We start from the raw sequence: 23,736 nt of genomic DNA, 5'->3' as shown, positions 1-23,736 counted from the left end.
GGCCGCCACGATCATGACCCTCGGCGGCCGGCGGAGGGACATCCCAAGCCGTACGTACGGTTTGCCTACCGCTCCCCGACCTGCCACGATCGTCTCGTGCCCAGAGTAAGCCAGGACCAGCTCGACGCCCGCCGGCAGGAGATTCTCGGCGCGGCGCGGGCCTGTTTCGCCCGGCACGGCTACGAGGGCGCCACCGTGCGCCGCCTCGAGGAGGCCACCGGGCTGTCCCGGGGCGCCATCTTCCACCACTTCCGGGACAAGGACTCGCTCTTCCTCGCCGTCGCCGAGGACGACGCCGCCGCCATGGTGGAGACGGTGGCCCGCAACGGTCTGGTGCAGGTCATGCGGGACCTGCTGGCCCGGGCCGTCTCCCCCGACACCACCGGCTGGCTGGGCAGCCAGCTCGAGGTGTCCCGGCGGCTGCGGACCGACCCGGCCTTCGCCAAGCGCTGGGCGGAACGCTCCGCCGCCATCGCCGAGGCCACCCGGGACCGCCTGGCGCGCCAGCGCGACGCCGCGGTGCTGCGCGAGGACGTACCCATCGACGTGCTGGCCCAGTTCCTGGAGCTGGCCTACGACGGCCTGGTGCTGCACCTGGCCATGGGCCGGCCCGCCGGCGACCTCGGCCCGGTGCTCGACCTGGTCGAGGAGGCCGTCCGCCGGCGCTGACCGGGCCCGGCCGCCGGCCCCAGGTCTCGGCTCGGTAACTCGACGCCCGCCCCGGATCCCCGGTGGCGGGGCGACTCCACAATGGTGGCGTCCCCTCGCGCGACAGGAGCAGACCTTGACGATTCTCGCGGCTGACACCTGGGGCATCTCCGGCCCGGCGTTCCTCCGGGCCTACCTGCTGGTCGCGGCGCTGCTGGTGATCGGCACGCTGGTGCACCGGCGCCGGGTCCTCGCCGGCACCACGGTCGTCGGCGACGCGCAGCTCGGCCCGCAGCAGGTGGCCTACCTCAACGGCGGCGACCAGCTGGCGATCTGGACCGCGCTCGGCGGCCTGCGCGGCAGCCGGACCGTCGACGTCCAACCGGACCGGCGGCTCACCGCCAGCGGCCCGCCCCCGGCCGGCTCCACACCCCTGGACCGGGCCCTCCACCACGCCGCGAACCGGCACCTGCACACCCGGGAGCTGCGCACCGACGAGTGGGTCACCCGCGCGCTGGCGGAGCTGCGCACCGGGCTGGAGCAGCGCGGCCTGGCCGTGCCCCCGCCGCTGCGCACGGCGCTGCGGCGCGGCCCGTTCCTGATCTTCGCGCTGATCATGCTGGGCGCATTCCGGATCTTCGCCGGCCTGAGCAACGACCGACCGGTGGGCTGGCTGCTGCTCGCCCTGCCCGCGCTGATCGTGGCCGCCGTCGTGTTCAACCGGGTGCCGTGGCGGACCCGGGCCGCCGACCGGGCGCTGCGCGAGCTGCGCCGCCGGCACACCTACCTGGCCCCGGCGTCGAACCCGGCGTACGCCACCTACGGCGCCACCGGCGCGGCGATGGGCATCGCGCTGTTCGGCACCGCCTCGCTCTGGGCGATGGACCCCGGCTTCGCCGAGCAGGCCGAGATCCAGCGGCAGGCCGCCGCCTCGGGCGGCTACTCCGGTGGCTCGTCCGGCGGCTGCGGCAGCGGCTCGTCGTGCGGCGGCGGCAGCTCCTGCGGCGGCGGAGGCGGGTGCGGCGGGGGCGGGTGCGGCGGATGAGCACGACCGGCCCGGCCGGGCTGGGCATCGGATGGCGGCCGGAGATCGCCGGCTTCGTCGCCGAGCTGCCCGGGCTGCGCTTCGTCGAGGCGGTCGCCGAGGCGCTGCCCGCCGGCGGCCCGCTTCCGGACGGGCTCGCCGCGCTGCGCGGGCGCGGCGTCACCGTCGTACCGCACGGGGTGCGGCTCTCCCTGGGCGGCGCGGAGCCGGTCGACCCGGCGCGCGTCGCGCATCTGGCCCGGGTCGCGGCGCTGGTCGACGCGCCGCTGGTGAGCGAGCACATCGCCTTCGTCCGGGCCGGCGGCCTGGAGGCCGGGCACCTGCTCCCGCTGCCGCGCACCCGGGCGGCGGTGGCCGCGGTGGCGGCGAACGTGCGCCGGGTCCGCGCCGAGCTGCCGGTGCCGATCGCGCTGGAGCCGATCGCCGCGCTCTTCGACTGGCCCGACGACGAGCTGGACGAGGCCGACTTCCTCACCGAGATCCTCGCCGCCACCGACGCGTACCTGCTGCTCGACGTTGCCAACGTGTACGCCAACGCGCGCAACCGCGGTACCGACCCGCTCGCCCTGCTCGACCGACTGCCGCTGGACCGGGTCGCCTACGCGCACGTGGCCGGCGGCGCCGAGCAGGCCGGCCGGTACCACGACACGCACACCGATCCGGTGCCGGCGGCCGTGCTGGAGCTGGTCGGTGCGCTGTGCGCCCGGCGGCGACCGCCCGCGCTGCTGCTGGAACGGGACGGGCACTACCCGCCCGCCGCCGAGCTGCGCGCCGAACTCGACGCCCTCGCCGCCGCCTCCGGCTTCCCGGCGGTCACATGACCGGCACCAATCACGAGCTGGCCGACCGGCAGGCGGCGTTGGTCTCGGCGCTGGTGGCCGGCGGCCCGCTGCCGCCCGGGTTCGCCGCCGGGCCGGTCGAGGCGGCCCGCCGCGCCCTGCTGCGCAAGCGCGGCGGCGAGGTGGCCCGGCACTGGCCGTTGCTCGCCGCCGGCCTCGGCGCCGACTGGCCGGCCGCCTTCGCCGGCTGGGCGGCCGGCCGCCCCGGCAACGGGTCGCTGCGCGACGGCTGGGACCTGGCCCGCACGCTGCGCGAGCGGGACGCGCTGCCGCCGGTGGCCGCCGAGGAACTGGCGATGCGGGAGGCCGCCGCCCGCTACGACGGGCGGCAGACGCCCCGGCCGCGCCGGCTGCCGGCCGTGGCCCGGGCCGGCGGCGCCGTCGCGGTGCAGCTCGCCGGCCGGGTACGCCTGCTCCGCCCGGCCCGGCGCTGACCGGTACGCCCCACCGGCCCCGGAGGTGGCAGGCCCCGCCGGGGTGCGGCAGGATCGACGACATGGATCTCGGACTCGCCGACCGGGTGTACGTGCTGACCGGTGCCTCCCGCGGCCTCGGCTTCGCCACCGCCGAGCAGCTGGTCGCCGACGGCGCCCGGGTGGTGCTCTCCGCCCGCGCCCCCGAGCAGGTGGCCGCGGCGGTGACGGCGCTGGGCGGCCCGGCGCGGGCGATCGGGCTGACCGCCGACCTGACCGACCCGCAGACCCCGGGCCGGCTGGTCGCCGCCGCCCGGGAGCACTTCGGCCGGCTCGACGGCGCGCTCGTGTCGGTCGGCGGCCCACCCCCCGGCACGGCCGCGCAGGCGACCGACGAGCAGTGGCGGGAGTCCTTCGAGACGATCTTCCTGGGCAGCGTCCGCACCGCGCGTACGGTGGCCGCCGCGCTGACCGACGGCGGCGCGATCGCCCTGGTGCTCTCCACCTCGGCGCGCAGCCCCCTGCCCGGGCTGGGCATCTCCAACGGCCTGCGGCCCGGCCTGGCCGGCGTGGCCAAGGACATCGCCGACGAGTACGGCCCGCGCGGCGTGCGGGTGGTGGGGCTGCTGCCCGGGCGGATCCTGACCGACCGCAACCGGGCGCTCTTCGCCGCCGGCGGGGACGCGGACCGGGCGCGGGCCGAGGCGGAGGCGGCGATCCCGCTGCGCCGGATCGGCGAGCCGGCGGAGTTCGGCAAGGTCGCGGCGTTCGTGCTTTCACCGGCGGCGAGCTACCTGACCGGCATCACCCTGCCGGTCGACGGCGGCTTGCTGCGCGGCCTGTGACCGGCCGGGAGCCGGGCGGCCCGGGACCGGCCGGCCGCCCCCCGGGCCGGGGCCGGGGCGGCACCGGGCCCGAGCCCGGCCGGCGCGACGGCGCGGGACCGGCGGCGGAGCCGCCCCGACGCGGCACCGGCGCCGCCGGAGCACCGCCGTCGCGGCGCGGGCCCGGCGACGCCGAGGGCGGCCCGCCGCGCGAGCTGCCGGTGGCGCGGTATCCCCGGCCCACCCGGGAGGACCTGGCCGCCGCCGGGGACCGGACCATCCCGGACGTCATCGCACCCGGCCTGGACGTGCTCTTCGTCGGCATCAACCCGGGGCTGTGGTCGGCCGCGACCGGCTGGCACTTCGCCCGCCCCGGCAATCGGTTCTGGCCGGCCCTGCACCGCGGCGGGTTCACCCCGCGCCTGCTGCACCCCGCCGAGCAGGACCGGTTGCCCGGCTACGGGCTGGGCGTCACCAACGTGGTCGCCCGGGCCAGCGCCCGCGCGGACGAGTTGACCGCTGCGGAGCTGGTGGCCGGGGTGCGGATCCTCGCCGGGAAGGTCGAGCGGTACCGTCCCCGCTGGGTGGCAGTGGTCGGGGTGACCGCGTACCGGATCGGCTTCGTCCGGCCGAAGGCGACGTTCGGGCGGCAGCCGGAGCCGCTGGGCGGCTCGCGGGTGTGGGTGCTGCCCAACCCGAGCGGGCTGAACGCCCATTTCACCCCGGAGACGCTGGGCGCCGCCTTCGCCGAACTGCACGCCGCGGTCCGGGCCGAACCCTGAGCGCCGCCGGCCGCCGGGTCAGTTCGCCGCGGCCGGCGGCAGCGCCTCCTGCGCCACGTACGTGCCCAGCGGCACGGTGGTCACCACCGGCTCCGGCTGCTCCGGTTCGGCGTACGGGATGGGCGAGTCGGCGACGGCGAACTGGGTCCGGTACAGCTCGGCGTAGAGCCCGCCCACCGCGACCAGTTCCTCGTGCCGGCCCCGCTCGACGATCCGCCCCTCGTCCAGGACCAGGATCTGGTCGGCGTCGCGCACGGTGGAGAGCCGGTGGGCGATCACCAGCGCGGTACGCCCGGTCAGCGCCACCGACAGCGCCCGCTGCACCGCCGCCTCGCTCTCCGAGTCCAGGTGCGCGGTGGCCTCGTCGAGGATCACGATCGACGGGGCCTTGAGCAGCAGCCGGGCGATGGCGATGCGCTGCTTCTCGCCGCCGGAGAAGCGGTAGCCCCGCTCGCCGACCGTGGTGTCCAGCCCGTCGGGCAGGGCGCGGACCAGGTCGGCGACCTGCGCGCCGGCCAGCGCCGCCCAGATCTCGTCGTCGGTGGCGTCGGGCTTGGCGTAGCGCAGGTTCTCCCGGATGGTCTCGTGGAACAGGTGGGAGTCCTGGGTGACCACACCGATCTCGTCGCGCAGCGAGGCGAGCGTGGCGTCCCGGACGTCGACCCCGCCGACCAGCACCTGCCCGTCGGAGACGTCGTAGACCCGGGAGATCAGCATCGACAGCGTGGACTTGCCGGCGCCGGACGGGCCGACCAGGGCCACCATCTGCCCCGGCTCGACCGCGAACGAGACGCCCTTGAGCACCGGCTCGTTCACCGTGCGGTCCAACGTGGCGACCTCCTCCAGGGAGGCCAGCGACACCTCGGCGGCGCTCGGGTAGCGGAACCGCACGTCGCGGAACTCGACCCGGCCGTTGCCCCTCGGCACGGCCGTCGCGCCCGGCTTCTCCTCGATGCCGGGGCGCAGGTCGAGCACCTCGAACACCCGGTCGAAGGAGACCAGCGCGCTCATCACGTCCACCCGGACGTTGGACAGCGCGGTGAGCGGGCCGTACAGGCGGGTGAGCAGCAGGGCCAGCTTGACCACCGTGCCGGCGCTGACCGCGCCGGTGACCGCCAGCCAGCCGCCCAGGCCGTAGGTGAGTGCCTGGGCCAGCGAGGCGACCAGCAGCATCGCCACAAAGAAGGTCCGCGAGTACATGGCGGACTGGATGCCGATGTCCCGGACCCGCTCGGCCCGGCGGCCGAACCGGTCCGCCTCCACCTCGGGCGAGCCGAAGAGCTTGACCAGCAGCGCGCCGGAGACGTTGAACCGCTCGGTCATGGTGGCGTTCATCTTGGCGTCGAGGTTGTACGACTCGCGGGTGATCTCGGCGAGCCGGCGGCCGACCCGGCGGGCCGGGATGATGAAGATCGGCAGCAGCACCAGCGCCAGCAGGGTGATCTGCCAGGAGAGGATCAGCATGGCGGCGGCGGTGAGCACCAGCTGGATGACGTTGCTGACCACTCCGGACAGGGTGGAGGTGAACGCCCGCTGGGCGCCCAGCACGTCGTTGTTGAGCCGGCTGACCAGCGCGCCGGTCTGGGTCCGGGTGAAGAACTGCAGCGGCATCCGCTGGACGTGGTCGTAGACCCGGGTGCGCAGGTCGAGGATGATCCCCTCGCCGATGCGCGCCGAATACCACCGTTGGGCCAGCGAGAAGAGCGCGTCGGCGACGGCCAGCGCGCCGATGAACAGCGCCAGCCGGACGACCGTCGAGCGGGCGTCCGGACCGCCCTGCGCGATCGCGTCGATCACGTCACCGGCGAGCAGCGGCGTGGCGACCCCGATCACGGCCGCGATCACCACCGTGACCAGGAAGATCACGATGTCCCGGCGGTACGGCTGGGCGAAGGCGACGATCCGCCTGGCGGTGCCGCGTTTGAGCTGGTGGGCGTTGACCTCGTCCTTGGCGCGCATGGACCGGAGCATGCTCCAGCCACCCATCCCGCCACCGTGCATCGGGCTGGACACTGTCACCTCCGGGGGTTCGCGGACGGCCGGCAACCGTCGGGTCAATTCTCCCGACCCCTACGACAACCTCGCGAGTAACCCGGATCTTCCCGAACGGTCCTTACGAGTTATTCTCCCCGCCCGGCGAGGTCACGGATCCGGCGGGTCTGCGCCTCGCGCTCGGCCCGCTGCTGCTCGGCGTGGGAACGGCCGGCGGCACCGGCGAGCAGGGCCTTGATCTCGACGACCGCGTCGCGGTTGCCGGCCAGCAGGCCGGCGGTCAGGTCCTGCACCGCCGCGTCCAGCTCGTCGTTCGGCACGACGAGACTGGCCAGGCCGATCCGGTCCGCCTCGGCGGCGTCCATCCGGCGGCCGGTGGCGCAGATCTCCAACGCGCGGGCGTAGCCGACCAGCTCCACCAGGCGCTTGGTGCCGGCCAGGTCGGGCACCAGCCCGAGGGTCACCTCGGCCATGGCGAGCCGCGCGTCCGCGGCCAGCACCCGAAGGTCACAGGCGAGCGCGAGCTGGAACCCGGCGCCGATGGCGTGCCCCTGCACGGCGGCGACCGAGATGACGTCCGGCCGGTGCAGCCAGGTGAAACCGCCCTGGTACGTCGCGATCCGGTCGGCGCACTCCTGCTCGGGCAGGGTGGCCAGCTCGGCGAAGGAGCCCGGCCCGGAGGCGCCGGCCACCGACAGGTCGAGGCCGGCGGAGAAGGCCCGCCCCTCGCCGCGCACGACGACCACGCGGACGTCGCCCGGCAGGTCCCGGGAGAAGTCGCTCATCGCCTGCCACGTGGCCGGCGTCTGAGCGTTGAGCACGTCGGGCCGGCACAACGTGACCGTCGCGACCGGCCCGTCGCAGTCGAGTCGCACCCCGGCCGTCTCGGCGGTCACCGGACCGCCCGAGGTGCGACGCTGATGGACGACGCTGGGCGGCGGGTCACGCCTTCTTGCGGCGCCGGGCACCGCCGCGCTGGCGCAGCTGCACCCCGGACTCGGTCAACACCCGGTGGATGAACCCGTAGGATCGGCCGGTCGAGGCCGCGAGCGCGCGGATGCTCTCTCCCCCGGTGTACCGCTTTACCAGGTCCTTGGCGAGCGTCTGGCGCTCGGCCCCGACGATCCGGCGACCCTTCTCAGTGCTGGTGGCTGTGCCGGTGGCTGCCATGCTGATTCCTCACGTCCCAGACTGTGCGGTTCGGATACGGTCCCACCTATTAGACCGCCTCGAACGATCATGCGCCAGATATCAACTCTTCGCCAACCGACACGCTATGGAGTGTCACCTTCCCGATAGAGTGACGCCGCCGACCGGTCGGGCGCTCCCCGGGCGGATCGTGTCGGGCGGACCGGGGGGCCGAGCCGTACGCTGCCCCGGTGACCGACCTGCTGACCAGCGCGGGCGGTGCCGCCCTGGTCTTCGCCGCCGCCAACCTCGACGACGTCGTGGTGCTCACCGTCCTGTTCGTGGCCGCTCGGAGCACCGGCTCGGCCGGGTGGGGCACTGGCTGGTCCGATGGCGGTGTTCATCGCCATCGGCGCCACCATGCTGCTCAACTCCGGCGTCGTGCCCCACCTCGCCGCCCGGCTCGGCCAGTCCTGGTGAAACCCGGCCTGAGCCGGGTCAGGCCAGCTCGACCAGTTCGAGGAGGTCGTCGGACCAGGCGTCCTCGTCGCCGTCGGGCAGCAGGATGGCGCGGTCGGGCTTGAGCGCGGTCACCGCGCCCGGGTCGTGGGTGACCAGCACGATCGCGCCCGGGTAGCGGGCGATCGCGTCGAGCACCTGCTCCCGGCTGACCGGGTCGAGGTTGTTCGTCGGCTCGTCGAGCAACAGCACGTTCGCCCCGGAGCAGACCAGGGTGGCCAGGGCCAGCCGGGTCTTCTCGCCGCCGGAGAGCACGCCGGCCGGCTTGTCCACGTCCTCGCCGGAGAAGAGGAACGCGCCGAGGATCTTGCGCAGGTCGGTGTCGGTCTGGTCCGCGGCAGCGCTGCGCATGTGCTCCAGGATGGTCCGCTCCACGTCCAGCGTCTCGTGCTCCTGGGCGTAGTAGCCGAGCCGCAGCCCGTGGCCGGGGCGTACCTCGCCGGTGTCGGGTTCGAGGAGGCCGCCGAGCATCCGCAGCAGGGTGGTCTTGCCGGCGCCGTTGAGGCCGAGGATGGCGACCCGGGAACCCCGGTCCACCGCCACGCTCACGTCGGTGAAGATCTCCAGCGACCCGTACGACTTGGACAGGCCGGTGGCGGTCAGCGGCGTCTTGCCGCACGGCGCCGGGTTGGGGAAGCGCACCTTTGCCACCTTGTCCGCGATGCGTACCTCGTCCAGGCCGGAGAGCAGCTTCTCGGCCCGGCGGGCCATGTTCTGCGCGGCCACGGTCTTGGTGGCCTTGGCGCGCATCTTGTCGGCCTGGGCCATCAGCGCGCCGGCCTTCTTCTCGGCGTTGGCCCGCTCCCGGCGGCGGCGCCGCTCGTCGGTCTCCCGCGCCTCCAGGTACGCCTTCCAGCCCAGGTTGTAGACGTCGACCACGGATCGGGTGGCGTCCAGGAACCAGACCTTGTTGACCACCGATTCCAGCAGCGAGGCGTCGTGGGAGATCACGATCAGCCCGCCCTTGTGGTTGGCCAGGAAGCTGCGCAGCCAGGTGATCGAGTCGGCGTCCAGGTGGTTCGTCGGCTCGTCGAGCAGCAGGATGCCGCCGCCGTTCTCGCCGGCGTCACGGAACAGGATCCGGGCCAGCTCGATGCGGCGCCGCTGGCCGCCGGAGAGGGTGCCGATGGTCTGCCCGAGAGCCCGGTCCGGCAGGCCGAGGTTCGAACAGATCCGGGCCGCCTCCGCCTCGGCGGCGTACCCGCCGAGCGCGGCGAACTGGTCCTCCAGCGCGCCGTAGCGGCGGACCAGCTTCTCGTCGGCGTCCTCGGCGAGCCGCGCCTCGAGTTCCTTCATCTGCGCCATCAGCACGTCCAGGCCGCGGGCGGAGAGCACCCGGTCCCGGCCGGTGACGTCCAGGTCACCGGTACGCGGGTCCTGCGGCAGGTAGCCGATCGCGCTGCGCCGGTCGAGCTGCCCGGCGTACGGCTGGCCCTCCCCGGCGAGCACCTTCAGCGTGGTGGTCTTGCCGGCGCCGTTGCGGCCGACCAGGCCGATCCGGTCCCCCGGCTGCACCCGCAGGGTGGTGTCGGCCAGCAGGATCCGGGAACCGGCGCGCAGTTCGAGGCCGGTGGCAGTGATCATTTCGAGGACTCGCTCTCGGGGTCTGGAAGGGCTGACTCAGGGCACGCGAAAGCGCCGGCGGGTCATCACTTCCCGTCGGCGCGGGGCCGTTCAGCCTTCGCAGCGCAGCACGGGACAAGTGTAGCGGGGCCGTCCCGGCGACCGTTCCGGATTACCTGACAAGATCATCGGGTACCGAAATGCCGTCCGGACCCGGTCCGGCACCGCAACCCCCAAAAAGTGATTTTTCGGTGATCGGGGTCAACATGGAGCTGAACGAGAACGCGCGGATCGACACCAGCCAGGTGGAGGACCGGCGAGGGTCCGGAGGCGGCGGCGGGATGGGCATCCCGATCCCCATCGGCGGCGGCCGGGGCGGGATCGTGGGCATCATCATCGCCGTGCTGGTGGCGCTCGTCGGCGGCGGCTTCGGGCTGAACGCGATGAACGACGGCGGCGAGGCGACCGGCGACAACACCGCGCTGGCGCAGAAGTGCGACGCCGCGGACAAGCTGGAGCAGCTGGACTGCCGCAACACGGCCTACGTCAACTCGATCCAGGCGTACTGGAACACCGCCCTGCCGGAGGTCTTCGGCGAGCGGTACCAGCCCTCCACCACCGTCTTCTTCAGCCAGGCCGTCAGCACCGGCTGCGGCAACGCCGACTCCGGGGTCGGCCCGTTCTACTGCCCGGCCGACGACAAGGTCTACATCGACCTGACCTTCTACCGGGTGCTCTCCGAGCAGCTCGGCGCGGAGGGCGAGTTCGCCCAGCCGTACGTGCTCGCCCACGAGTACGGCCACCACGTGCAGGACCTGCTCGGCACCGAGGCGCAGATGCGCCGCCAGCAGCAGCGCGACCCGGACAACGCCAACGCGCTCTCGGTCAAGCTGGAGCTGCAGGCCGACTGCTACGCCGGCGCGTGGGCCAAGAACGCCACCGGCACCGCCGACGAGGATGGCAAAAAGATCTTCAAGAGCATCACCGAGCAGGACATCCAGCAGGCGATCGACACGGCCGAGAAGATCGGCGACGACGCCATCTCGAAGCGGGCCGACCGGCCGGTCAACCCGGAGGAGTTCACCCACGGCTCCTCCGAGCAGCGCCGGCAGTGGTTCGCCAAGGGATACGACAGCGGCGACCCGAAGACCTGCGACACCTTCGGCGCCAACAGCTGACTTTCCCGCTCGGCCCGCTCCGTCCGGAGGGGCCCTGCCTCACACCCCCGGTTCGCGGACCAGGATCCGCACCGCGCGGGCGGCGGCGATCGCGTCGACCAGCACCGCGTGCCGGGGCTCCGGCACGTCCAGCAGCCGCTCCGCGCGCAGCGCGGCGAGCGGGGCCAGCCGCCGGTCGGCCAGCACCGTGTCCACCGCCCGCCGGTCACCGCCGCAGACCAGGGCGGCCAGCGTCGCCGCCGCCGGCAGCAGCAGGCGTACGGCCAGGTCGGCCGCGTCGCCCAGGGCCGCCTTCGCCTGGTTGTCCCGCCGCCGGGCGAAGCGCTGCTGCGACCAGCCGCCCGCGGCAGTGCGTCCCTGCACGTACCGGGTGTCCACCTTGGAGACGGTCAGCTCCTCCCCCGCCGCCACGCCGACCGCCACCGCGCCCTTGCGGGCCAGCAGCAGACCGATCCGGCGGGGCGCCGTCGCCGCCGCCACGAAGGCGGCCAGGTCCCCGCCGGCCGGCGCGCCCGGTGGGGCGTGCAGCTCGGCCGTCGCGCCGTCCGGGGCGGCGAGCAGCAGGCCGTACGGCTGGGGGGTGGTGCTGGGCGGGCCGTGCCGGTCGGTGAAGCCGGCCACCCAGCGGACCGTGCGCTCCGGGCCGATCTCGACCCACCGCCCGCCGCCGGCCGCGGGTCTGCTGCTCATGCCACGACCCTACGGCACCCGGAGCACCGGGAAGGGTGACGGGGAGAGCGCTCTCGCGCCCTCCCCGTGTCCCGCCCTACTTCCGAGATTTCAGCGTGGGGTGGGCAGCGATCCGGGAGGGCACCGTTCGGTGCCCTCCCGGATCAGCCGCGCCGTCAGTGGACGGTGAGGTTGCCGCTCGTCAGGGCGACCTCGGCGGTCCCGCCACCCGTCCAGTCGGACGAGAAGAGGAGTGCGCCGCCCTGCCACAGGGTGACCCCGACGGTGTCGGTCCGGCCGGGAGCGCCCTGGTCGGTGACCGTCACCGCCAGCGTCAGGCCGCCGGCGACCAGCCTGCCGGTGCTGTCGTACAGGCTGGCCCGGTAGCGCACCTGAGCGGCCTTACCGGCCGAGGTGATGCCGAGCCCGTCGACCGTGGTGGCCTTGACGGTGTACGCCCGGCCGCCGGAGCGGAAGGCGACGGTCCCGTCACCGGAGGCGGCCTTGCCGGCGGTGGCCGGCTTCGCGGTCAGGTCCACCGCCACCTTCGACCTCGCGTCGGCCGGGTACGCCCCGGCCGAACGGGTGGCGGTGAGCTCGCCGTCGCCGGTGAGGAAGCCGCCGTCGGAGACCCCGACCGTCACCTGCGCGCTGCTGGTGCCGACGTAGTGCCCGCCGACCGTGGCGGTGACGGTGTGCGCGCCCGCCGCCAGGGTGGCCGGGCACGCCGCGGAGCCGCTCGTGGTCGCCGCGCCGAGGAGTTCCACCGCCGCGGTGCAGAGCGTCACGCCGCCTTCGGTGAAGGTGACGGTGGCGTTGCGCAGGTCACCCGCGGTGGTGTCCGTCGTCGCGGGCAGCACCGAGCTGTCCCGGACGACGGCCCGCAGCAGGGCCGTGCCGGCGGCACCACCGGTCGCGGTGGTCACCAGCGTGTCGCCGGCCCAGGTCGCCGCCGCGTCCTCGGCGGTGACCGTGACGGTGAACGAGGTGCTGCCGGTCAGGCCGGCGTCGTCGGACACCGTCACGGTGACCGGGTAGTCACCCGGGGCCGCCGTGGTGGTGCCGGTGACCGTCCAGGTCCGGCTGCCGGGCCGGGCGTCCGCCGCGGAGCTGCCAGCCACGGCCAGGGACAGGCCGGCCGGCAGCCCCGCGGCGGACGCGGTCAGCGCCGCCCCGGCGGTGTCGCCGTCGGTCGCCGTGACGGTGACGGTCGGCGCGAGCGCGTCGCTGTACTGGACGCGGGCGCCGCCGGCCGGCGCGTTGTTGGCGACCACGGGGGCGGAGCGGATGGTGAGGTCGGCGTCGTTGACGTCGAAGAAGACGTTGCCGACCGCCTCGATCTTGATCCGGGCCCGGCTGGTCGCCACGTTGGGCACGGTCACCGTCGCGCTGCCGGTGTTCGCGGTCCGCTCGGCCAGCACGTACGGGAAGGTCAGCCCGCCGTCCGCGGAGAGCGAGATCTTCACCTGGCCGGCGTTGACCGGCGCCGCGTCGGTGCCGGCCACGTCCCAGGTCACCGTCTGGGTCGAGCCACCGTCCAGGACGGACGCGGAGCCCTGCGAGGTGACCAGGAACGGCCCGGCGCCCGGCGCCAGCACCACCGCGACGTCGGCGCTGCCGAGGCCGCCGCCACCGGGCCGCCCGTCGCGGGCGGTCAGCTTGAAGTGCAGGGTCCGGTCGTTGGCGAAGCCGACCCAGGCCGCCGTCGGCAGGAACTCCGAGTAGCAGTCGACCAGCTCCGCCGACAGGGTGGTGGGCGCCGGTGGTGCGGCCGGGCAGGCGCCCGTCTTGGCGTTCGTGTTGCCGGCCAGGATCTGCCGCAGGTCCGGGAAGACCCGGGTCGAGTCGGTGGTCACCGCGTTCAGGCCCGGCGAGTGGTACTTCAGGGTGTCGGTCGGCGACACGTACGCCGCCTCGCTGAACACCCGGAACAGCGGGCCGTTGGTCTTGGTGTTGTTCACCAGCGCGGTGCCGGCGGTGGCGCCCCGGTCGTTCTGCTCCCACAGGTAGGTCAGCGGGTCGCCGTCGGCGTCGGTGGCGCTGCCGGTCAGCGCGAACGGCGTACGCACCGGGATGGTGACGGTGTCCGGCACGGTGACCACCGGCGCGTGGTTGGCGGTCTCCTCGACCAGGTGGCCGCCGTTGTCGATGGCGCCGCCCTTGGCGGTCTCGCCGACGAACCCGGCCGCGCCGGAGAGGTTGGTCAGCCCGAGCGCGTCGACGTTGGTCGCCGCCAGGGTGCCGCCGAAGGTGACCTGGAAGCCGGCGTCGTTGAGGGTGCCGCTGCCGCCGAAGGCGGCGACGGTGACCGTCGCGCCGGCCGGCCAGCCGGCGATCCCCTCGATGGCCGCCTTCATGCCGGCGGTGGTGTAGTTGCCGCCCCGCACGATCGGCGCCGAGTCGGTGCCGTTGTAGCGGACGGTGAACGAGTCACCGTCGGTGTCGAAGTCGCGCAGCGAGACGGTCTGCACCTCGTTGATCGCCGGCCGGACCGACGTCACGTAGTTGGTGATCTCGGTGTAGCTGCGGTGCGACCAGTACGGGTCGCTGTGCGGCTGGAGGTTGTCCTGCTGGCAGATGCCGGCGTACGCCATGATCGACGAACCGCTGCCCGGCTCGTACGAGTTGGCCGCGCTGCGGTTGCCACCCGAGCAGTTCAGCTGGGTGCCGTTGAAGGTGTGGTTGCCGGCGAACTGGTGGCCCATCTCGTGCGACACGTAGTCCACCGCGTAGTAGTCGCCGATCGGGCTGGGCAGGCCGGTGCAGCCCTGCGCCTTGCTGTTGCCGCCGATCACGCCGAGGCTGGCGACGCCGCCGCCGTTGACGCCGAGACCGATGTGGCCGACGTCGTAGTTGCTGGCGCCGACGAGCTGGCCGAGCACGATCCGGTTGCGGCTGAGCGTGCCGCTGCCGCACGAGGTGAGCTGCTGCGGGGTGAAGCAGGCCGCCGAGCCGCACGGACCGTTGGGCTCGGTGGCCAGGGCCGCGGTGTTCAGGTTGGTCTTGTCGGTGTCGTTGATCAGCACGAGCCGGATGGCGGTCTCGTCCTCGTAGATCTGGGTCACCCGGTTCATCAGCGTCACCTTGGCGGCGGTGACGTTCTCCGCGCCGAAGAAGGTGGCGTACGACGGGTCGGTCACCAGGGCGACCCGGTAGGTGCGCAGCTTGACCGGCGGACCGACCGGCACGTCGGCCTGCGCCCCCGCGACCTCGTCGGCCAGCGCGTGGGCCGCGTCGGTCACGTCCTCCCGCTCGACGAACGTGCCGTGCGGGTTCTCCAGGTCACGGGCGAAGTAGCTCGCGTAGAGGCTCTGGTCGAGGTGGTAGTACGGGTCGACGTACCAGTTCCCGGCCGCCGAGCGGACCGAGGCGTGGAAGCCCAGTGGGGTGAGGTCCGCCCGGACGGTCGCGGTGGGGTCGTCCACGCCCTTGCCGGCGTACGTGGTGATCTCGGGGTGCTTTGCCGCGAGACCGGCCTCCATCACCGGGGAGTTCACCAGCTCGAAGCGCTGGAGGGTGCCGTCCGGGGCGGGCAGCGACACGATCTGCCGCTGCGCGGCGACCGCCTTCGCGCGCTCGCGCGGCGCCCGGTCGAGGCTGCTCTTCAGCCCGCCGCGGTCCAGGGTGAACGCGGCCAGCCGCTTCGCCTTGACGGTGGCCTTCTTGCCGGCCTTGGTGGGCGCCGGCTTGCCGTCCACCTTGCGCCACGGCCCGCTGTCGGCGGGCGGGGCGGCACCGGCCGCCGCGGGCGCCGCCAGCGCCGGCAGGGCCGTCGCCACCAGCGCGGTGACCAGTAGGGTGACGATCCGCCGCCGGGGCCGGCCGCCGGGGGCACGGTCGCGCGGCGGGCGCGTCGGGATGTTCCTCAAGGCGTCTCCCTGCTCGATGAGGGGTGGTGGGCGCGTCCGGGCCTCCGGTGGGGGGTTGCTGGGGGCGGGCGCGGCTGATCCACGGACTGGTCAGGAACCTAGGCGGACGAACGGTTCCCGACATCAGCCGGAAGGATGAGGCGAGTGTGGACGGAACGCCGGCCGGTCCGTCCGCCAGGTGACCGTCGACCGCCGACGGCGGCGGCGCACGCGGGAGCCCCCGCCCCGACGGCCGACCGCCGGTGGTCGGGGATGCAGAAAGGCCGATGCGTTCGATGCCCGGACCTGCCGGTTCGGCCGATGCCGTCGTAACACCCTTGAAGATCAACCGTCATGCGACTGTCACACTCGTGACGTCCACTGTGGTCACTCCGGGGCTGGTTCAGCCCACCAGCACGGCGACGGCGAGCGCGGCGATGATCGCACTGGACGCCAGCGCGGTGATCAGCCGGCCCCGCGGGCCGGTGAGGGCCCGGCCGACCAGCGTGCCGCCCCCGGCGATCAGCAACTGCCAACTGGCCGAGGCGGCGAAGGCACCCAGCACGAACAGCCCGGCGGCCACCAGGTCCGCACCGCCCGGGTGGCCCCGCCCCAGGACGAGTGCCGCGAAGTAGACGACGGTGGCCGGGTTGAGCAGGGTCAGGGCGAGGATCGCCCAGTAGGCCCGGGCCGGGGTGCCGAGGCCGCGCCGGACCGGCCGGGGACCGGTCGCGGCGGGTGGCCGCAGGGCACGCCACGCGCCGTGGCCGGCGAGCGCGAGCAGCACCGCCGCCGCGACCAGCCGCAACGGACCGGCGTACGGGGCGATCAGGCCGGCCACCGCGGCGCCGCCCAGGGCCGCCACGGCGGCGTAGAGGCCGTCGGCGGTGGCGACGCCGAGGGCCCCGGCCGCGCCGACGCGGAACGACGTACGGGCGCTGAGCCCGAGGATCAGCACGGCGATCGCGCCGACCGGCACCGCGACCCCGTAACCGGCCACCAGCCCGGCGAGGAACGCCGTCACGATGACGGGCGGCGGGCCGGGACGGGCCGGGACAGGACGCGCTGTCGACGCGCGGCGGTGGCCGCACGGACGGGGACCTGCACCGGGTACGCCTCGATCACCCGCTCATCCTGCCCCCGCCTCGCACCCCCCACCACCCATTTCCCCGCCGCCCCCGCCGCGCCGGCTCCCCGGGTGGAGCGCCGTTGGCAGGGACCCCCGGTCAACGCATCTTGTATAGGAGGGCCCCCGCCTGACACGCGCACAGCGCGGCGAGGGCGCAGCCGCGCGAGCGCGGCGCCCCCGCCGGGGTGCCGCGCTCGACGAACGACCGGAGAGACGCCCGGTCAGACGTTGAAGCCGAGGGAACGGAGCTGGTCGCGCCCCTCGTCGGTGATCTTGTCCGGCCCCCACGGGGGCAGCCAGACCCAGTTGATCCGGATGTCGTCGACCAGGCCGCCACCCGGACCGGTGGTCAGCGCCTGCCGGGCCTGGTCCTCGATCACATCGGTCAGCGGGCAGGCCGCCGACGTCAGCGTCATGTCCAGTGTGGCCACGTTGTCGTCGCCGACGTGCACGCCGTACACCAGACCCAGGTCGACCACGTTGATGCCGAGCTCCGGGTCGACGACGTCCTTCATCGCCTCCTCGATGTCGGCGACGGCGGCCTTGCCGCCGGCCGGCGTCGCCGCGCCGTCGGTCGCCACCGCGCCGGTCTCCGGCGCCTCGACGGTCTCCTCGTTGCTCATGCCGTCACCTCACTTCGCTCGGCGCCGGCATGAGGCACCTGCGCACTGTGTTGATGAGTCGCTCGCTGACGCTCGCTCATGCCTTCACCTCCGTCGGGCTCACGCCCACCCCGGCGCGTGCCGCGGCGTCCTTGAACGCCATCCACGGCAGCAGCGCGCACTTGACCCGGGCGGGGTAGCGGGCGACACCCGCGAACGCCACCCCGTCACCGAGCACGTCCTCGTCCGGCGTGACCTGGCCACGGCCGGACAGCAACTCGACGAACGCCTCGTGCACGACGAACGCCGCACCGGCGTCCCGGCCGCGCAGCAGCTCGTGCAGCACGCTCGCCGACGCCTGGCTGATCGAGCAGCCCATCCCGTCGTACGAGATGTCGTGCAGCACCTCGCCGTCGGTGGCCACCCGGACGGTGACCTCGTCGCCGCAGGTCGGGTTGACGTGGTGCGCCTCGGCGACCTGGTCGGCCGGATCCTCGGCGTCGCGCAGGCCACGGCCGTGCGGGTGCTTGTAGTGATCCAGGATGATCTCCTGGTAGAGAGACTCAAGCTGCATCAGGCTGGACTCCCATCGATTCGCCGGGCTCCTGCGTCGCCCGGCTCATCCGAACACCTTCCGCGCCTGCTCCAGAGCCGCCACCAGGGCGTCGATCTCCTCGGTGGTGGTGTACAGGTAGAACGACGCCCGGGTCATGGCCGGTACGCCGAACCGGGCGCACACCGGCTTGGCGCAGTGGTGGCCGACCCGCACCTGCACACCGAGCGAGTCGAGCACCTGCCCGACGTCGTGCGGGTGCACGTCACCGAGGGCGAACGAGATCGTCCCGCCCCGGCCGACCGGCACGGTCGGGCCGAAGATCCGCAGACCGGGCACGGTGGGCAGGGCATCCAGCGCGTACGCCGTCAGCTCCTTCTCGTGCCACTGGATCGCCCGCATCCCGACGCCGGTCAGGTAGTCCACGGCCGCGCCGAGCGCCACCGCCTCGGCGATCGGCGGGGTGCCCGCCTCGAACCGGGCCGGCGGGGCGGCGAACGTCGTCCGCTCCATGGTCACCGTCTCGATCATCGAGCCGCCGCCGAGCACCGGGGGCATCGCGGCGAGCAGCTCGCCCCGGCCCCAGAGCACGCCGATGCCGGTCGGCGCGCACATCTTGTGGCCGGTGAAGACGATGAAGTCGGCGTCGAGGTCGACCACGTCGATCGGCATGTGCGGCACCGACTGCGAACAGTCGAGCAGCAGCAGCGCGCCCACCTGGCGGACCCGCTCGGTGATCCGGGCGGTGGCGTTGGCGGTGCCCAGGATGTTGGAGACGTGCACCAGCGAGACGATCTTCGTCCGCTCGGTGACCAGGTCGTCCAGGCCGGACTCGTCCAGCCGCCCCTGCTCGGTGATCGGGAACCAGCGCAGCGTCGCGCCGGTGCGCTCCGCGAGCAGCTGCCACGGAACGATGTTCGAGTGGTGCTCCATCTCGGAGATCACGATCTCGTCACCGGGGCCGAGCCGGAAGCGTTCGTCCGTCTCGCGGGACGGAGCAGCCGGCGCAGCGGCGTCCGCGCGCAGCGAGGCGTTGGAGAACGCGTACGCCACGATGTTGATCGCCTCGGTGGAGTTCTTGGTGAACACCACCTCGTCCACGCTCGGCGCGTTCACGAACGCGGCGACCTTCGCCCGGGCGCCCTCGTACGCCTCGGTCGCCTCGGTGCCCAGGGTGTGCACCGAGCGCGACACGTTGGCGTTGTGCAGCGCGTAGTGCTCGTGCAGCACGTCGAGCACCTGCCGCGGCTTGTGCGAGGTGTTGGCGCTGTCGAGATAGACCAGCGGGTGCCCGTTGACCTCCCGGTCCAGGATCGGGAAGTCGGCCCGCACCCGCGCCACGTCGAAGCGCGGCACGTCGTCGTACTGCGGCATGCCCGCCGGAATCGCGATCGAGGCGCTCATGTCGGATCAGGCCCGCGCCGAACCGGCCCCGGCCGCGTACCGCTCGTAGCCCTCTTCCTCGAGCTTGTCGGCCAGCTCGCGACCGCCCTGCTCGACGATCCGGCCGGCGACGAAGACGTGCACGAAGTCGGGCTTGATGTAGCGCAGGATCCGGGTGTAGTGGGTGATCAGCAGCATCCCGGTGTCGCCGTTGTCCCGGACCCGGTTGACCCCCTCGCTGACCACGCGCAGCGCGTCCACGTCGAGGCCGGAGTCGGTCTCGTCGAGGATGGCGATCTTCGGCTTGAGCAGCTCCAGCTGCACGATCTCGTGCCGCTTCTTCTCACCGCCGGAGAAGCCCTCGTTGACGTTGCGCTGGGCGAACGCCGGGTCCATCTGCAGGCGCTCCATGGCGCCGCGCAGCTCGCCGCCCCAGGTGCGCAGCTTCGGCGCCTCGCCGTCGATGGCGGTCTTGGCGGTACGCAGGAAGTTGGCCACCGAGACGCCGGGGACCTCGACCGGGTACTGCATGGCCAGGAAGAGGCCGGCGCGGGCCCGCTCGTCGACGGACATGGCCAGCACGTCCTCGCCGTCCAGGGTCACCGAGCCGCCGGTGATCTCGTACTTGGGGTGGCCGGCGATCGAGTACGCCAGGGTCGACTTGCCGGAGCCGTTCGGGCCCATGATCGCGTGGGTCTCACCGGACCGCACGGTCAGGTCGACCCCGTGCAGGATCGGCTTGAGCTCACCCTCGGGCAGCTTGACCGACACCTTCAGGTCGCGGATCTCCAGGGTGCTCATTATCGGGTCACTCCATTACTCGGCGTCAGGCTGAGGTAGATGTCTCCGTCGCGGACTTCGACGGGATAGACGGGTACGGGTTCGGTGGCCGGCAGCCCGGTCGGCTCGCCGGTGCGCAGGTCGAAGCGCGAACCGTGCAGCCAGCACTCCAGCGTGCAGCCGTCGACCTCGCCCTCGGACAGGGCGACCGCGGCGTGCGAGCACTCGTCGTAGGCGGCGTAGAAGTTGCCGTCCTCGCCGTGCACCAGGGCGATCGGGGTGCCGTCGACGTCCGCGCTGATCGCGGTGCCCTTCGGCACGTCCTCGGTCGAGCAGATCCTGATCATCAGGCGCCGGCCTTGGCAGTGACGTCTTCGCTCGCGAGTGCGGGGCTCGCAAGCTCACTCATCCCGCTCGCAAGGCGCACCTCGATCGCGTCGCCGAGCCGATCGCGCAGCTCCTCGACCGGGATCTTGTTGATCAGCTCGGCGAAGAAACCGCGGACCACCAGCCGGCGCGCCTCGCCCTCCGGGATGCCCCGGGCCATCAGGTAGAACAACTGCTCGTCGTCGAAGCGGCCGGTGGCGCTGGCGTGGCCGGCGCCGGCGATCTCGCCGGTCTCGATCTCCAGGTTGGGCACGGAGTCGGCCCGGGCGCCGTCGGAGAGCAGCAGATTCCGGTTGATCTCGTACGTGTCGGTGCCGGTCGCCTCGGCCCGGATCAGCACGTCGCCCACCCAGACCGTACGGGCGTCGTCGCCCTGCAGGGCACCCCGGTAGCTGACGTAGCTGCGGCAGTCCGGCACGTTGTGGTCGACCAGCTGCCGGTGCTCCAGGTGCTGGCCGCCGTCGGCGAAGTAGACGCCGTACAGCTCGGCCTCGCCGCCCCGGCCGGTGTATTCCACGCTGGTGTACTGCCGCACCAGGTCGCCGCCGAGGCTGACCTGGATGTGCGACACCTTGGCGTCCCGGCCCAGCTTCACCTTCAGGTGCTGGGCCTGCACCGCGTCGGCCGCCCAGTCGGCCACGGTGACCAGGTTGAGCTTCGCGCCGTCGGCGACCGAGACCTCGACGTTGTCGGCGAGCGTGGCCGAGCCGACGTGCTCCAGCACCAGGGTCACCTCGGCGAAGCGCCCCACCTCGACGAAGGTGTGCCCGAGGGCCACCCCGTCGGCGCCGTCGCCGACCACCCGCAGGGTGACCGGGCCGGCCACCACCGCGTCGGGCGCCACCCGCACCAGCAGCGCCTGGTCGAAACCGCCGTACGCCAGCGCGCTGACCCGGTCGACCGGGACCAGCACGCTGCCCAGCCGCGCGTCGTCCCGGCCGATCCGCTCGACGGTCACGCCCTCGGGCAGGTCGCTGTGCTCGTGCCGGACCGCGCCGGTGGCCGGCGCGGTGTCGCCGCCGGCCAGGCCGCGCAGGCGCTTGAGCGGGGTGAACCGCCACTCCTCCTCCAGGCCGGTGAGGGCCGGGAAGTCGGCGACGTCGTACGAGCGGAGCGCCTGCGACTTGGTGCTGGGCGGCGCGGAAGCCTGGATAGTCATCTCTTCCTTGGTCTGTGTTCTGCGACGACGATTCGTTGATCGGAAGGCGGGCCGCTGGGCTGGCTCGGACCGCGAAGCGGTCGTCAGCCGACCGCGCCTTCCATCTGGAGCTCGATCAGGCGGTTGAGCTCCAGCGCGTACTCCATCGGGAGCTCCTTGGCGATCGGCTCGATGAAGCCGCGCACGATCATCGCCATCGCCTCGTCCTCGCTCAGACCGCGGCTCATCAGGTAGAAGAGCTGGTCGTCGCTGATCTTGGAGACGGTCGCCTCGTGCCCCATCGACACGTCGTCCTCGCGGATGTCGACGTACGGGTAGGTGTCCGAGCGGGAGATGGTGTCGACCAGCAGCGCGTCGCACTTGACCGTGCTACGGCTGTGGTGCGAGCCCTCCAGCACCTGCACCAGGCCCCGGTACGAGGTCCGGCCGCCGCCCCGGGCGATCGACTTCGACACGATGGTCGAGGAGGTGTGCGGCGCGGCGTGCACCATCTTGGCGCCGGCGTCCTGGTGCTGGCCCTCGCCGGCCATGGCCACCGAGAGCACCTCGCCCTTGGCGTGCTCGCCGGTCATGTAGACCGCCGGGTACTTCATGGTGACCTTGGAGCCGATGTTGCCGTCGACCCACTCCATGGTCGCGCCCTCGTGGCAGACGGCGCGCTTGGTGACCAGGTTGTAGACGTTGTTCGACCAGTTCTGGATGGTCGTGTACCGGCAGCGCGCGTTCTTCTTGACCACGATCTCCACGACCGCGCTGTGCAGCGAGTCGGAGGAGTACAGCGGCGCGGTGCAGCCCTCGACGTAGTGCACGTACGCGCCCTCGTCGACGATGATCAGCGTCCGCTCGAACTGGCCCATGTTCTCCGTGTTGATCCGGAAGTAGGCCTGCAGCGGGATCTCCACCTGCACGCCCTTCGGCACGTAGATGAACGAGCCGCCCGACCACACGGACGTGTTCAGCGCGGCGAACTTGTTGTCGCCGACCGGGATCACCGTGCCGAAGTACTCCTTGAAGATGTCCTCGTGCTCCTTGAGCGCGGTGTCGGTGTCCAGGAAGACGACGCCCTGCTCCTCGAGGTCCTCACGGATCTTGTGGTAGACGACCTCGGACTCGTACTGCGCCGCGACCCCGGCGACCAGCCGCTGCTTCTCCGCCTCGGGGATGCCCAGCCGGTCGTAGGTGTTCTTGATGTCCTCCGGCAGGTCCTCCCAGCTGGTGGCCTGCTTCTCGGTGGACCGGACGAAGTACTTGATGTTGTCGAAGTCGATCCCGGTGAGGTCGGCGCCCCAGGCCGGCATCGGCTTGCGGCCGAACAGCCGCAGGCCCTTCAGGCGCAGGTCGAGCATCCAGGCCGGCTCGTTCTTCTTCGCCGAGATGTCCCGCACCACCGCCTCGCTCAGGCCGCGCTGCGCGGCGGCCCCGGCGACGTCGGGGTCGGCCCAGCCGTACTCGTAGCGACCGAGGGCGGCGAGCTGCTCCTCCTGGGTCAGGGGCTGGACGATCTGCTCGGTCATCTATCTGTCCTCACAGTGGTGACGGTGTTACCGGACTGGGCACGCGGCTGGGCCGGGATGTGCGTGGTGCACACCCCGTCGCCGTGCGCGATGGTGGCCAGGCGCTGCACGTGGGTGCCGACCAGACGGGAGATGACCGCCGTCTCGGCCTCGCACAGCTGGGGGAACTCGGCGGCCACGTGCGCCACCGGGCAGTGGTGCTGGCAGAGCTGGCCGCCGGAGGCGATCGTGGACGCGTTGGCAGCGTATCCCTCGGCGGTCAGGGCGCCCGCAAGCGCCTCCGCCCGGGCGAGCGGGGAGTCGCCGGCGTCCTCCATGGCGGAGCGGCAGCGGTTCTCCAACGCGGCCACCTGCTCGGTGGCGAACGCCTCGACCGCCTGCGCTCCCCCGGTGCGGGCGATCCAGCGCAGCGCGGCGGTGGCCATGTTGTCGTAGTGGTGGGTGCCGCAGCGCACCCGGGCCGCGTCGGTGAGCAGGAAGACCTTGGCCGGGCGGCCCCGGCCCCGGCTGCCCCGCACGGCCTGCTCGCGGGCGACCACGTCACCGTCGGCGAGCATCGCGTCGAGGTGCCGGCGGATCGCCGCCGGGCTGAGCCCCAGGGCCGAGCCGAGCTGGGCGGCGGTGGTCGCCCCCCGCTCCAGCAGCAGTTGGGTGACCCGGTCCCGGGTGGAGAGGTCGGCGGACGCCGGGGCGCTGGCGACCGTACTGGTCACCGGCCCTCCGGATGGCGCCGCCGCGTTTTTCACAACGCCAACGTTACGTAATTCGCACCAGGCCCGCA

The 23,736-nt window shown here is 73.2% G+C and carries 22 protein-coding genes; 7 read left to right on the top strand and 15 right to left on the bottom strand.

Features of this window, described 5'->3' with window-relative positions; all coding sequences use genetic code 11:
- The first annotated feature begins 96 nt into the window (after positions 1 to 96).
- The 6 genes from AB0H57_RS18430 (at position 97) to mug (ending at position 4,551) form a co-directional block, all read left to right on the top strand.
- Complete coding sequence (locus AB0H57_RS18430) at positions 97 to 669, top strand: helix-turn-helix domain-containing protein (protein ID WP_357507884.1); 573 nt, start codon at positions 97 to 99, stop codon at positions 667 to 669.
- Positions 670 to 784: 115 nt separating this feature from the next.
- Positions 785 to 1,693 (top strand): TIGR04222 domain-containing membrane protein, encoded by a 909-nt coding sequence (locus tag AB0H57_RS18425; RefSeq protein WP_357507882.1) that lies wholly within the window; start codon positions 785 to 787, stop codon positions 1,691 to 1,693.
- Positions 1,690 to 2,514, top strand: coding sequence for a DUF692 domain-containing protein (locus AB0H57_RS18420; RefSeq protein WP_357507880.1), 825 nt, complete (start codon positions 1,690 to 1,692; stop codon positions 2,512 to 2,514). Before AB0H57_RS18425 ends, AB0H57_RS18420 begins: the two co-directional genes overlap by 4 nt.
- Positions 2,511 to 2,966, top strand: coding sequence for a hypothetical protein (locus AB0H57_RS18415; protein WP_357507878.1), 456 nt, complete (start codon positions 2,511 to 2,513; stop codon positions 2,964 to 2,966). The genes AB0H57_RS18420 and AB0H57_RS18415 overlap by 4 nt, the downstream gene beginning before the upstream one ends.
- 62 nt (positions 2,967 to 3,028) lie before the next feature.
- Positions 3,029 to 3,790, top strand: a complete 762-nt coding sequence (locus AB0H57_RS18410; protein WP_357507876.1) for an SDR family oxidoreductase — start codon at positions 3,029 to 3,031, stop codon at positions 3,788 to 3,790.
- Between the two features lie 194 nt (positions 3,791 to 3,984).
- Positions 3,985 to 4,551 (top strand): G/U mismatch-specific DNA glycosylase, encoded by a 567-nt coding sequence (mug, locus tag AB0H57_RS18405; RefSeq protein ID WP_357507921.1) that lies wholly within the window; start codon positions 3,985 to 3,987, stop codon positions 4,549 to 4,551.
- 18 nt (positions 4,552 to 4,569) lie between these two features.
- Here the strand turns inward: mug and AB0H57_RS18400 are convergent, their stop codons facing one another.
- From AB0H57_RS18400 to AB0H57_RS18385, 4 genes are all read right to left on the bottom strand, one after another.
- The gene (locus AB0H57_RS18400; RefSeq protein ID WP_357507919.1) at positions 4,570 to 6,552 is read right to left on the bottom strand and encodes an ABC transporter ATP-binding protein; all 1,983 of its coding nucleotides are present in this window, start codon (positions 6,550 to 6,552) and stop codon (positions 4,570 to 4,572) included.
- A gap of 119 nt (positions 6,553 to 6,671) precedes the next feature.
- Positions 6,672 to 7,439, bottom strand: coding sequence for an enoyl-CoA hydratase/isomerase family protein (locus AB0H57_RS18395; RefSeq protein WP_357507874.1), 768 nt, complete (start codon positions 7,437 to 7,439; stop codon positions 6,672 to 6,674).
- 46 nt (positions 7,440 to 7,485) lie between these two features.
- Complete coding sequence (locus AB0H57_RS18390; RefSeq protein WP_007072022.1) at positions 7,486 to 7,713, bottom strand: helix-turn-helix domain-containing protein; 228 nt, start codon at positions 7,711 to 7,713, stop codon at positions 7,486 to 7,488.
- Positions 7,714 to 8,169: 456 nt separating this feature from the next.
- Complete coding sequence (locus tag AB0H57_RS18385) at positions 8,170 to 9,774, bottom strand: ABC-F family ATP-binding cassette domain-containing protein (protein WP_357507872.1); 1,605 nt, start codon at positions 9,772 to 9,774, stop codon at positions 8,170 to 8,172.
- A gap of 245 nt (positions 9,775 to 10,019) precedes the next feature.
- On the opposite strand from AB0H57_RS18385, the gene AB0H57_RS18380 reads away from it, so the two are divergent.
- Positions 10,020 to 10,931 (top strand): neutral zinc metallopeptidase, encoded by a 912-nt coding sequence (locus AB0H57_RS18380; RefSeq protein WP_357507917.1) that lies wholly within the window; start codon positions 10,020 to 10,022, stop codon positions 10,929 to 10,931.
- Between the two features lie 39 nt (positions 10,932 to 10,970).
- Here the strand turns inward: AB0H57_RS18380 and AB0H57_RS18375 are convergent, their stop codons facing one another.
- The 11 genes from AB0H57_RS18375 to AB0H57_RS18325 form a co-directional block, all read right to left on the bottom strand.
- Positions 10,971 to 11,621, bottom strand: a complete 651-nt coding sequence (locus AB0H57_RS18375) for an acVLRF1 family peptidyl-tRNA hydrolase (RefSeq protein ID WP_357507870.1) — start codon at positions 11,619 to 11,621, stop codon at positions 10,971 to 10,973.
- A gap of 155 nt (positions 11,622 to 11,776) precedes the next feature.
- On the bottom strand, positions 11,777 to 15,469 hold the full coding sequence (locus AB0H57_RS18370) for a M12 family metallo-peptidase (RefSeq protein WP_357507868.1): 3,693 nt from the start codon (positions 15,467 to 15,469) through the stop codon (positions 11,777 to 11,779).
- A gap of 382 nt (positions 15,470 to 15,851) precedes the next feature.
- Positions 15,852 to 16,475 (bottom strand): LysE family transporter, encoded by a 624-nt coding sequence (locus tag AB0H57_RS18365; protein WP_357507915.1) that lies wholly within the window; start codon positions 16,473 to 16,475, stop codon positions 15,852 to 15,854.
- A 323-nt stretch (positions 16,476 to 16,798) separates the two neighbouring features.
- The gene (locus AB0H57_RS18360) at positions 16,799 to 17,200 is read right to left on the bottom strand and encodes a metal-sulfur cluster assembly factor (protein WP_357507866.1); all 402 of its coding nucleotides are present in this window, start codon (positions 17,198 to 17,200) and stop codon (positions 16,799 to 16,801) included.
- 76 nt (positions 17,201 to 17,276) lie between these two features.
- A complete protein-coding gene (gene sufU / locus AB0H57_RS18355; RefSeq protein WP_357507864.1) occupies positions 17,277 to 17,753 on the bottom strand; it encodes a Fe-S cluster assembly sulfur transfer protein SufU in 477 nt (158 codons plus the stop codon).
- Positions 17,754 to 17,798: 45 nt separating this feature from the next.
- Positions 17,799 to 19,136, bottom strand: coding sequence for a cysteine desulfurase (locus AB0H57_RS18350; RefSeq protein WP_357507862.1), 1,338 nt, complete (start codon positions 19,134 to 19,136; stop codon positions 17,799 to 17,801).
- A 6-nt stretch (positions 19,137 to 19,142) separates the two neighbouring features.
- The gene (gene sufC / locus AB0H57_RS18345; protein ID WP_357507860.1) at positions 19,143 to 19,916 is read right to left on the bottom strand and encodes a Fe-S cluster assembly ATPase SufC; all 774 of its coding nucleotides are present in this window, start codon (positions 19,914 to 19,916) and stop codon (positions 19,143 to 19,145) included.
- Entirely contained in the window at positions 19,916 to 20,242 is a 327-nt protein-coding gene (locus AB0H57_RS18340) for a non-heme iron oxygenase ferredoxin subunit (protein WP_130402703.1), read from the bottom strand. The genes sufC and AB0H57_RS18340 overlap by 1 nt, the downstream gene beginning before the upstream one ends.
- Positions 20,242 to 21,441, bottom strand: coding sequence for a Fe-S cluster assembly protein SufD (sufD, locus tag AB0H57_RS18335; protein WP_357507857.1), 1,200 nt, complete (start codon positions 21,439 to 21,441; stop codon positions 20,242 to 20,244). The genes AB0H57_RS18340 and sufD overlap by 1 nt, the downstream gene beginning before the upstream one ends.
- An 83-nt stretch (positions 21,442 to 21,524) precedes the next feature.
- Positions 21,525 to 22,955, bottom strand: a complete 1,431-nt coding sequence (sufB, locus tag AB0H57_RS18330; RefSeq protein WP_357507855.1) for a Fe-S cluster assembly protein SufB — start codon at positions 22,953 to 22,955, stop codon at positions 21,525 to 21,527.
- Positions 22,952 to 23,668: an HTH domain-containing protein gene (locus AB0H57_RS18325; RefSeq protein ID WP_357507853.1), complete on the bottom strand. Its 717-nt coding sequence runs from the start codon at positions 23,666 to 23,668 to the stop codon at positions 22,952 to 22,954. The genes sufB and AB0H57_RS18325 overlap by 4 nt, the downstream gene beginning before the upstream one ends.
- Between the last annotated feature and the right edge of the window lie 68 nt (positions 23,669 to 23,736).

Origin of the sequence: Micromonospora sp. NPDC050686 (assembly GCF_040654475.1) — a bacterium.
In the GTDB taxonomy this organism is placed as follows: Bacteria; Actinomycetota; Actinomycetes; order Mycobacteriales; family Micromonosporaceae; genus Micromonospora.
This window is presented reverse-complemented; position numbering and strand designations above follow the sequence as displayed.

What these genes read in the sequence shown, in the direction of transcription:
- AB0H57_RS18420 (WP_357507880.1), top strand. Translation starts at nt 1,690, where the DNA reads ATGAGCACGACCGGCCCGGCCGGGCTGGGCATCGGATGGCGGCCGGAG.
- AB0H57_RS18415 (WP_357507878.1), top strand. Translation starts at nt 2,511, where the DNA reads ATGACCGGCACCAATCACGAGCTGGCCGACCGGCAGGCGGCGTTGGTC.
- AB0H57_RS18410 (WP_357507876.1), top strand. Translation starts at nt 3,029, where the DNA reads ATGGATCTCGGACTCGCCGACCGGGTGTACGTGCTGACCGGTGCCTCC.
- AB0H57_RS18400 (WP_357507919.1), bottom strand. Translation starts at nt 6,552, where the DNA reads ATGCACGGTGGCGGGATGGGTGGCTGGAGCATGCTCCGGTCCATGCGC.
- AB0H57_RS18390 (WP_007072022.1), bottom strand. Translation starts at nt 7,713, where the DNA reads ATGGCAGCCACCGGCACAGCCACCAGCACTGAGAAGGGTCGCCGGATC.
- AB0H57_RS18385 (WP_357507872.1), bottom strand. Translation starts at nt 9,774, where the DNA reads ATGATCACTGCCACCGGCCTCGAACTGCGCGCCGGTTCCCGGATCCTG.
- AB0H57_RS18380 (WP_357507917.1), top strand. Translation starts at nt 10,020, where the DNA reads ATGGAGCTGAACGAGAACGCGCGGATCGACACCAGCCAGGTGGAGGAC.
- AB0H57_RS18375 (WP_357507870.1), bottom strand. Translation starts at nt 11,621, where the DNA reads ATGAGCAGCAGACCCGCGGCCGGCGGCGGGCGGTGGGTCGAGATCGGC.
- AB0H57_RS18360 (WP_357507866.1), bottom strand. Translation starts at nt 17,200, where the DNA reads ATGAGCAACGAGGAGACCGTCGAGGCGCCGGAGACCGGCGCGGTGGCG.
- sufU (WP_357507864.1), bottom strand. Translation starts at nt 17,753, where the DNA reads ATGCAGCTTGAGTCTCTCTACCAGGAGATCATCCTGGATCACTACAAG.
- AB0H57_RS18350 (WP_357507862.1), bottom strand. Translation starts at nt 19,136, where the DNA reads ATGAGCGCCTCGATCGCGATTCCGGCGGGCATGCCGCAGTACGACGAC.
- sufC (WP_357507860.1), bottom strand. Translation starts at nt 19,916, where the DNA reads ATGAGCACCCTGGAGATCCGCGACCTGAAGGTGTCGGTCAAGCTGCCC.
- AB0H57_RS18340 (WP_130402703.1), bottom strand. Translation starts at nt 20,242, where the DNA reads ATGATCAGGATCTGCTCGACCGAGGACGTGCCGAAGGGCACCGCGATC.
- sufD (WP_357507857.1), bottom strand. Translation starts at nt 21,441, where the DNA reads ATGACTATCCAGGCTTCCGCGCCGCCCAGCACCAAGTCGCAGGCGCTC.
- sufB (WP_357507855.1), bottom strand. Translation starts at nt 22,955, where the DNA reads ATGACCGAGCAGATCGTCCAGCCCCTGACCCAGGAGGAGCAGCTCGCC.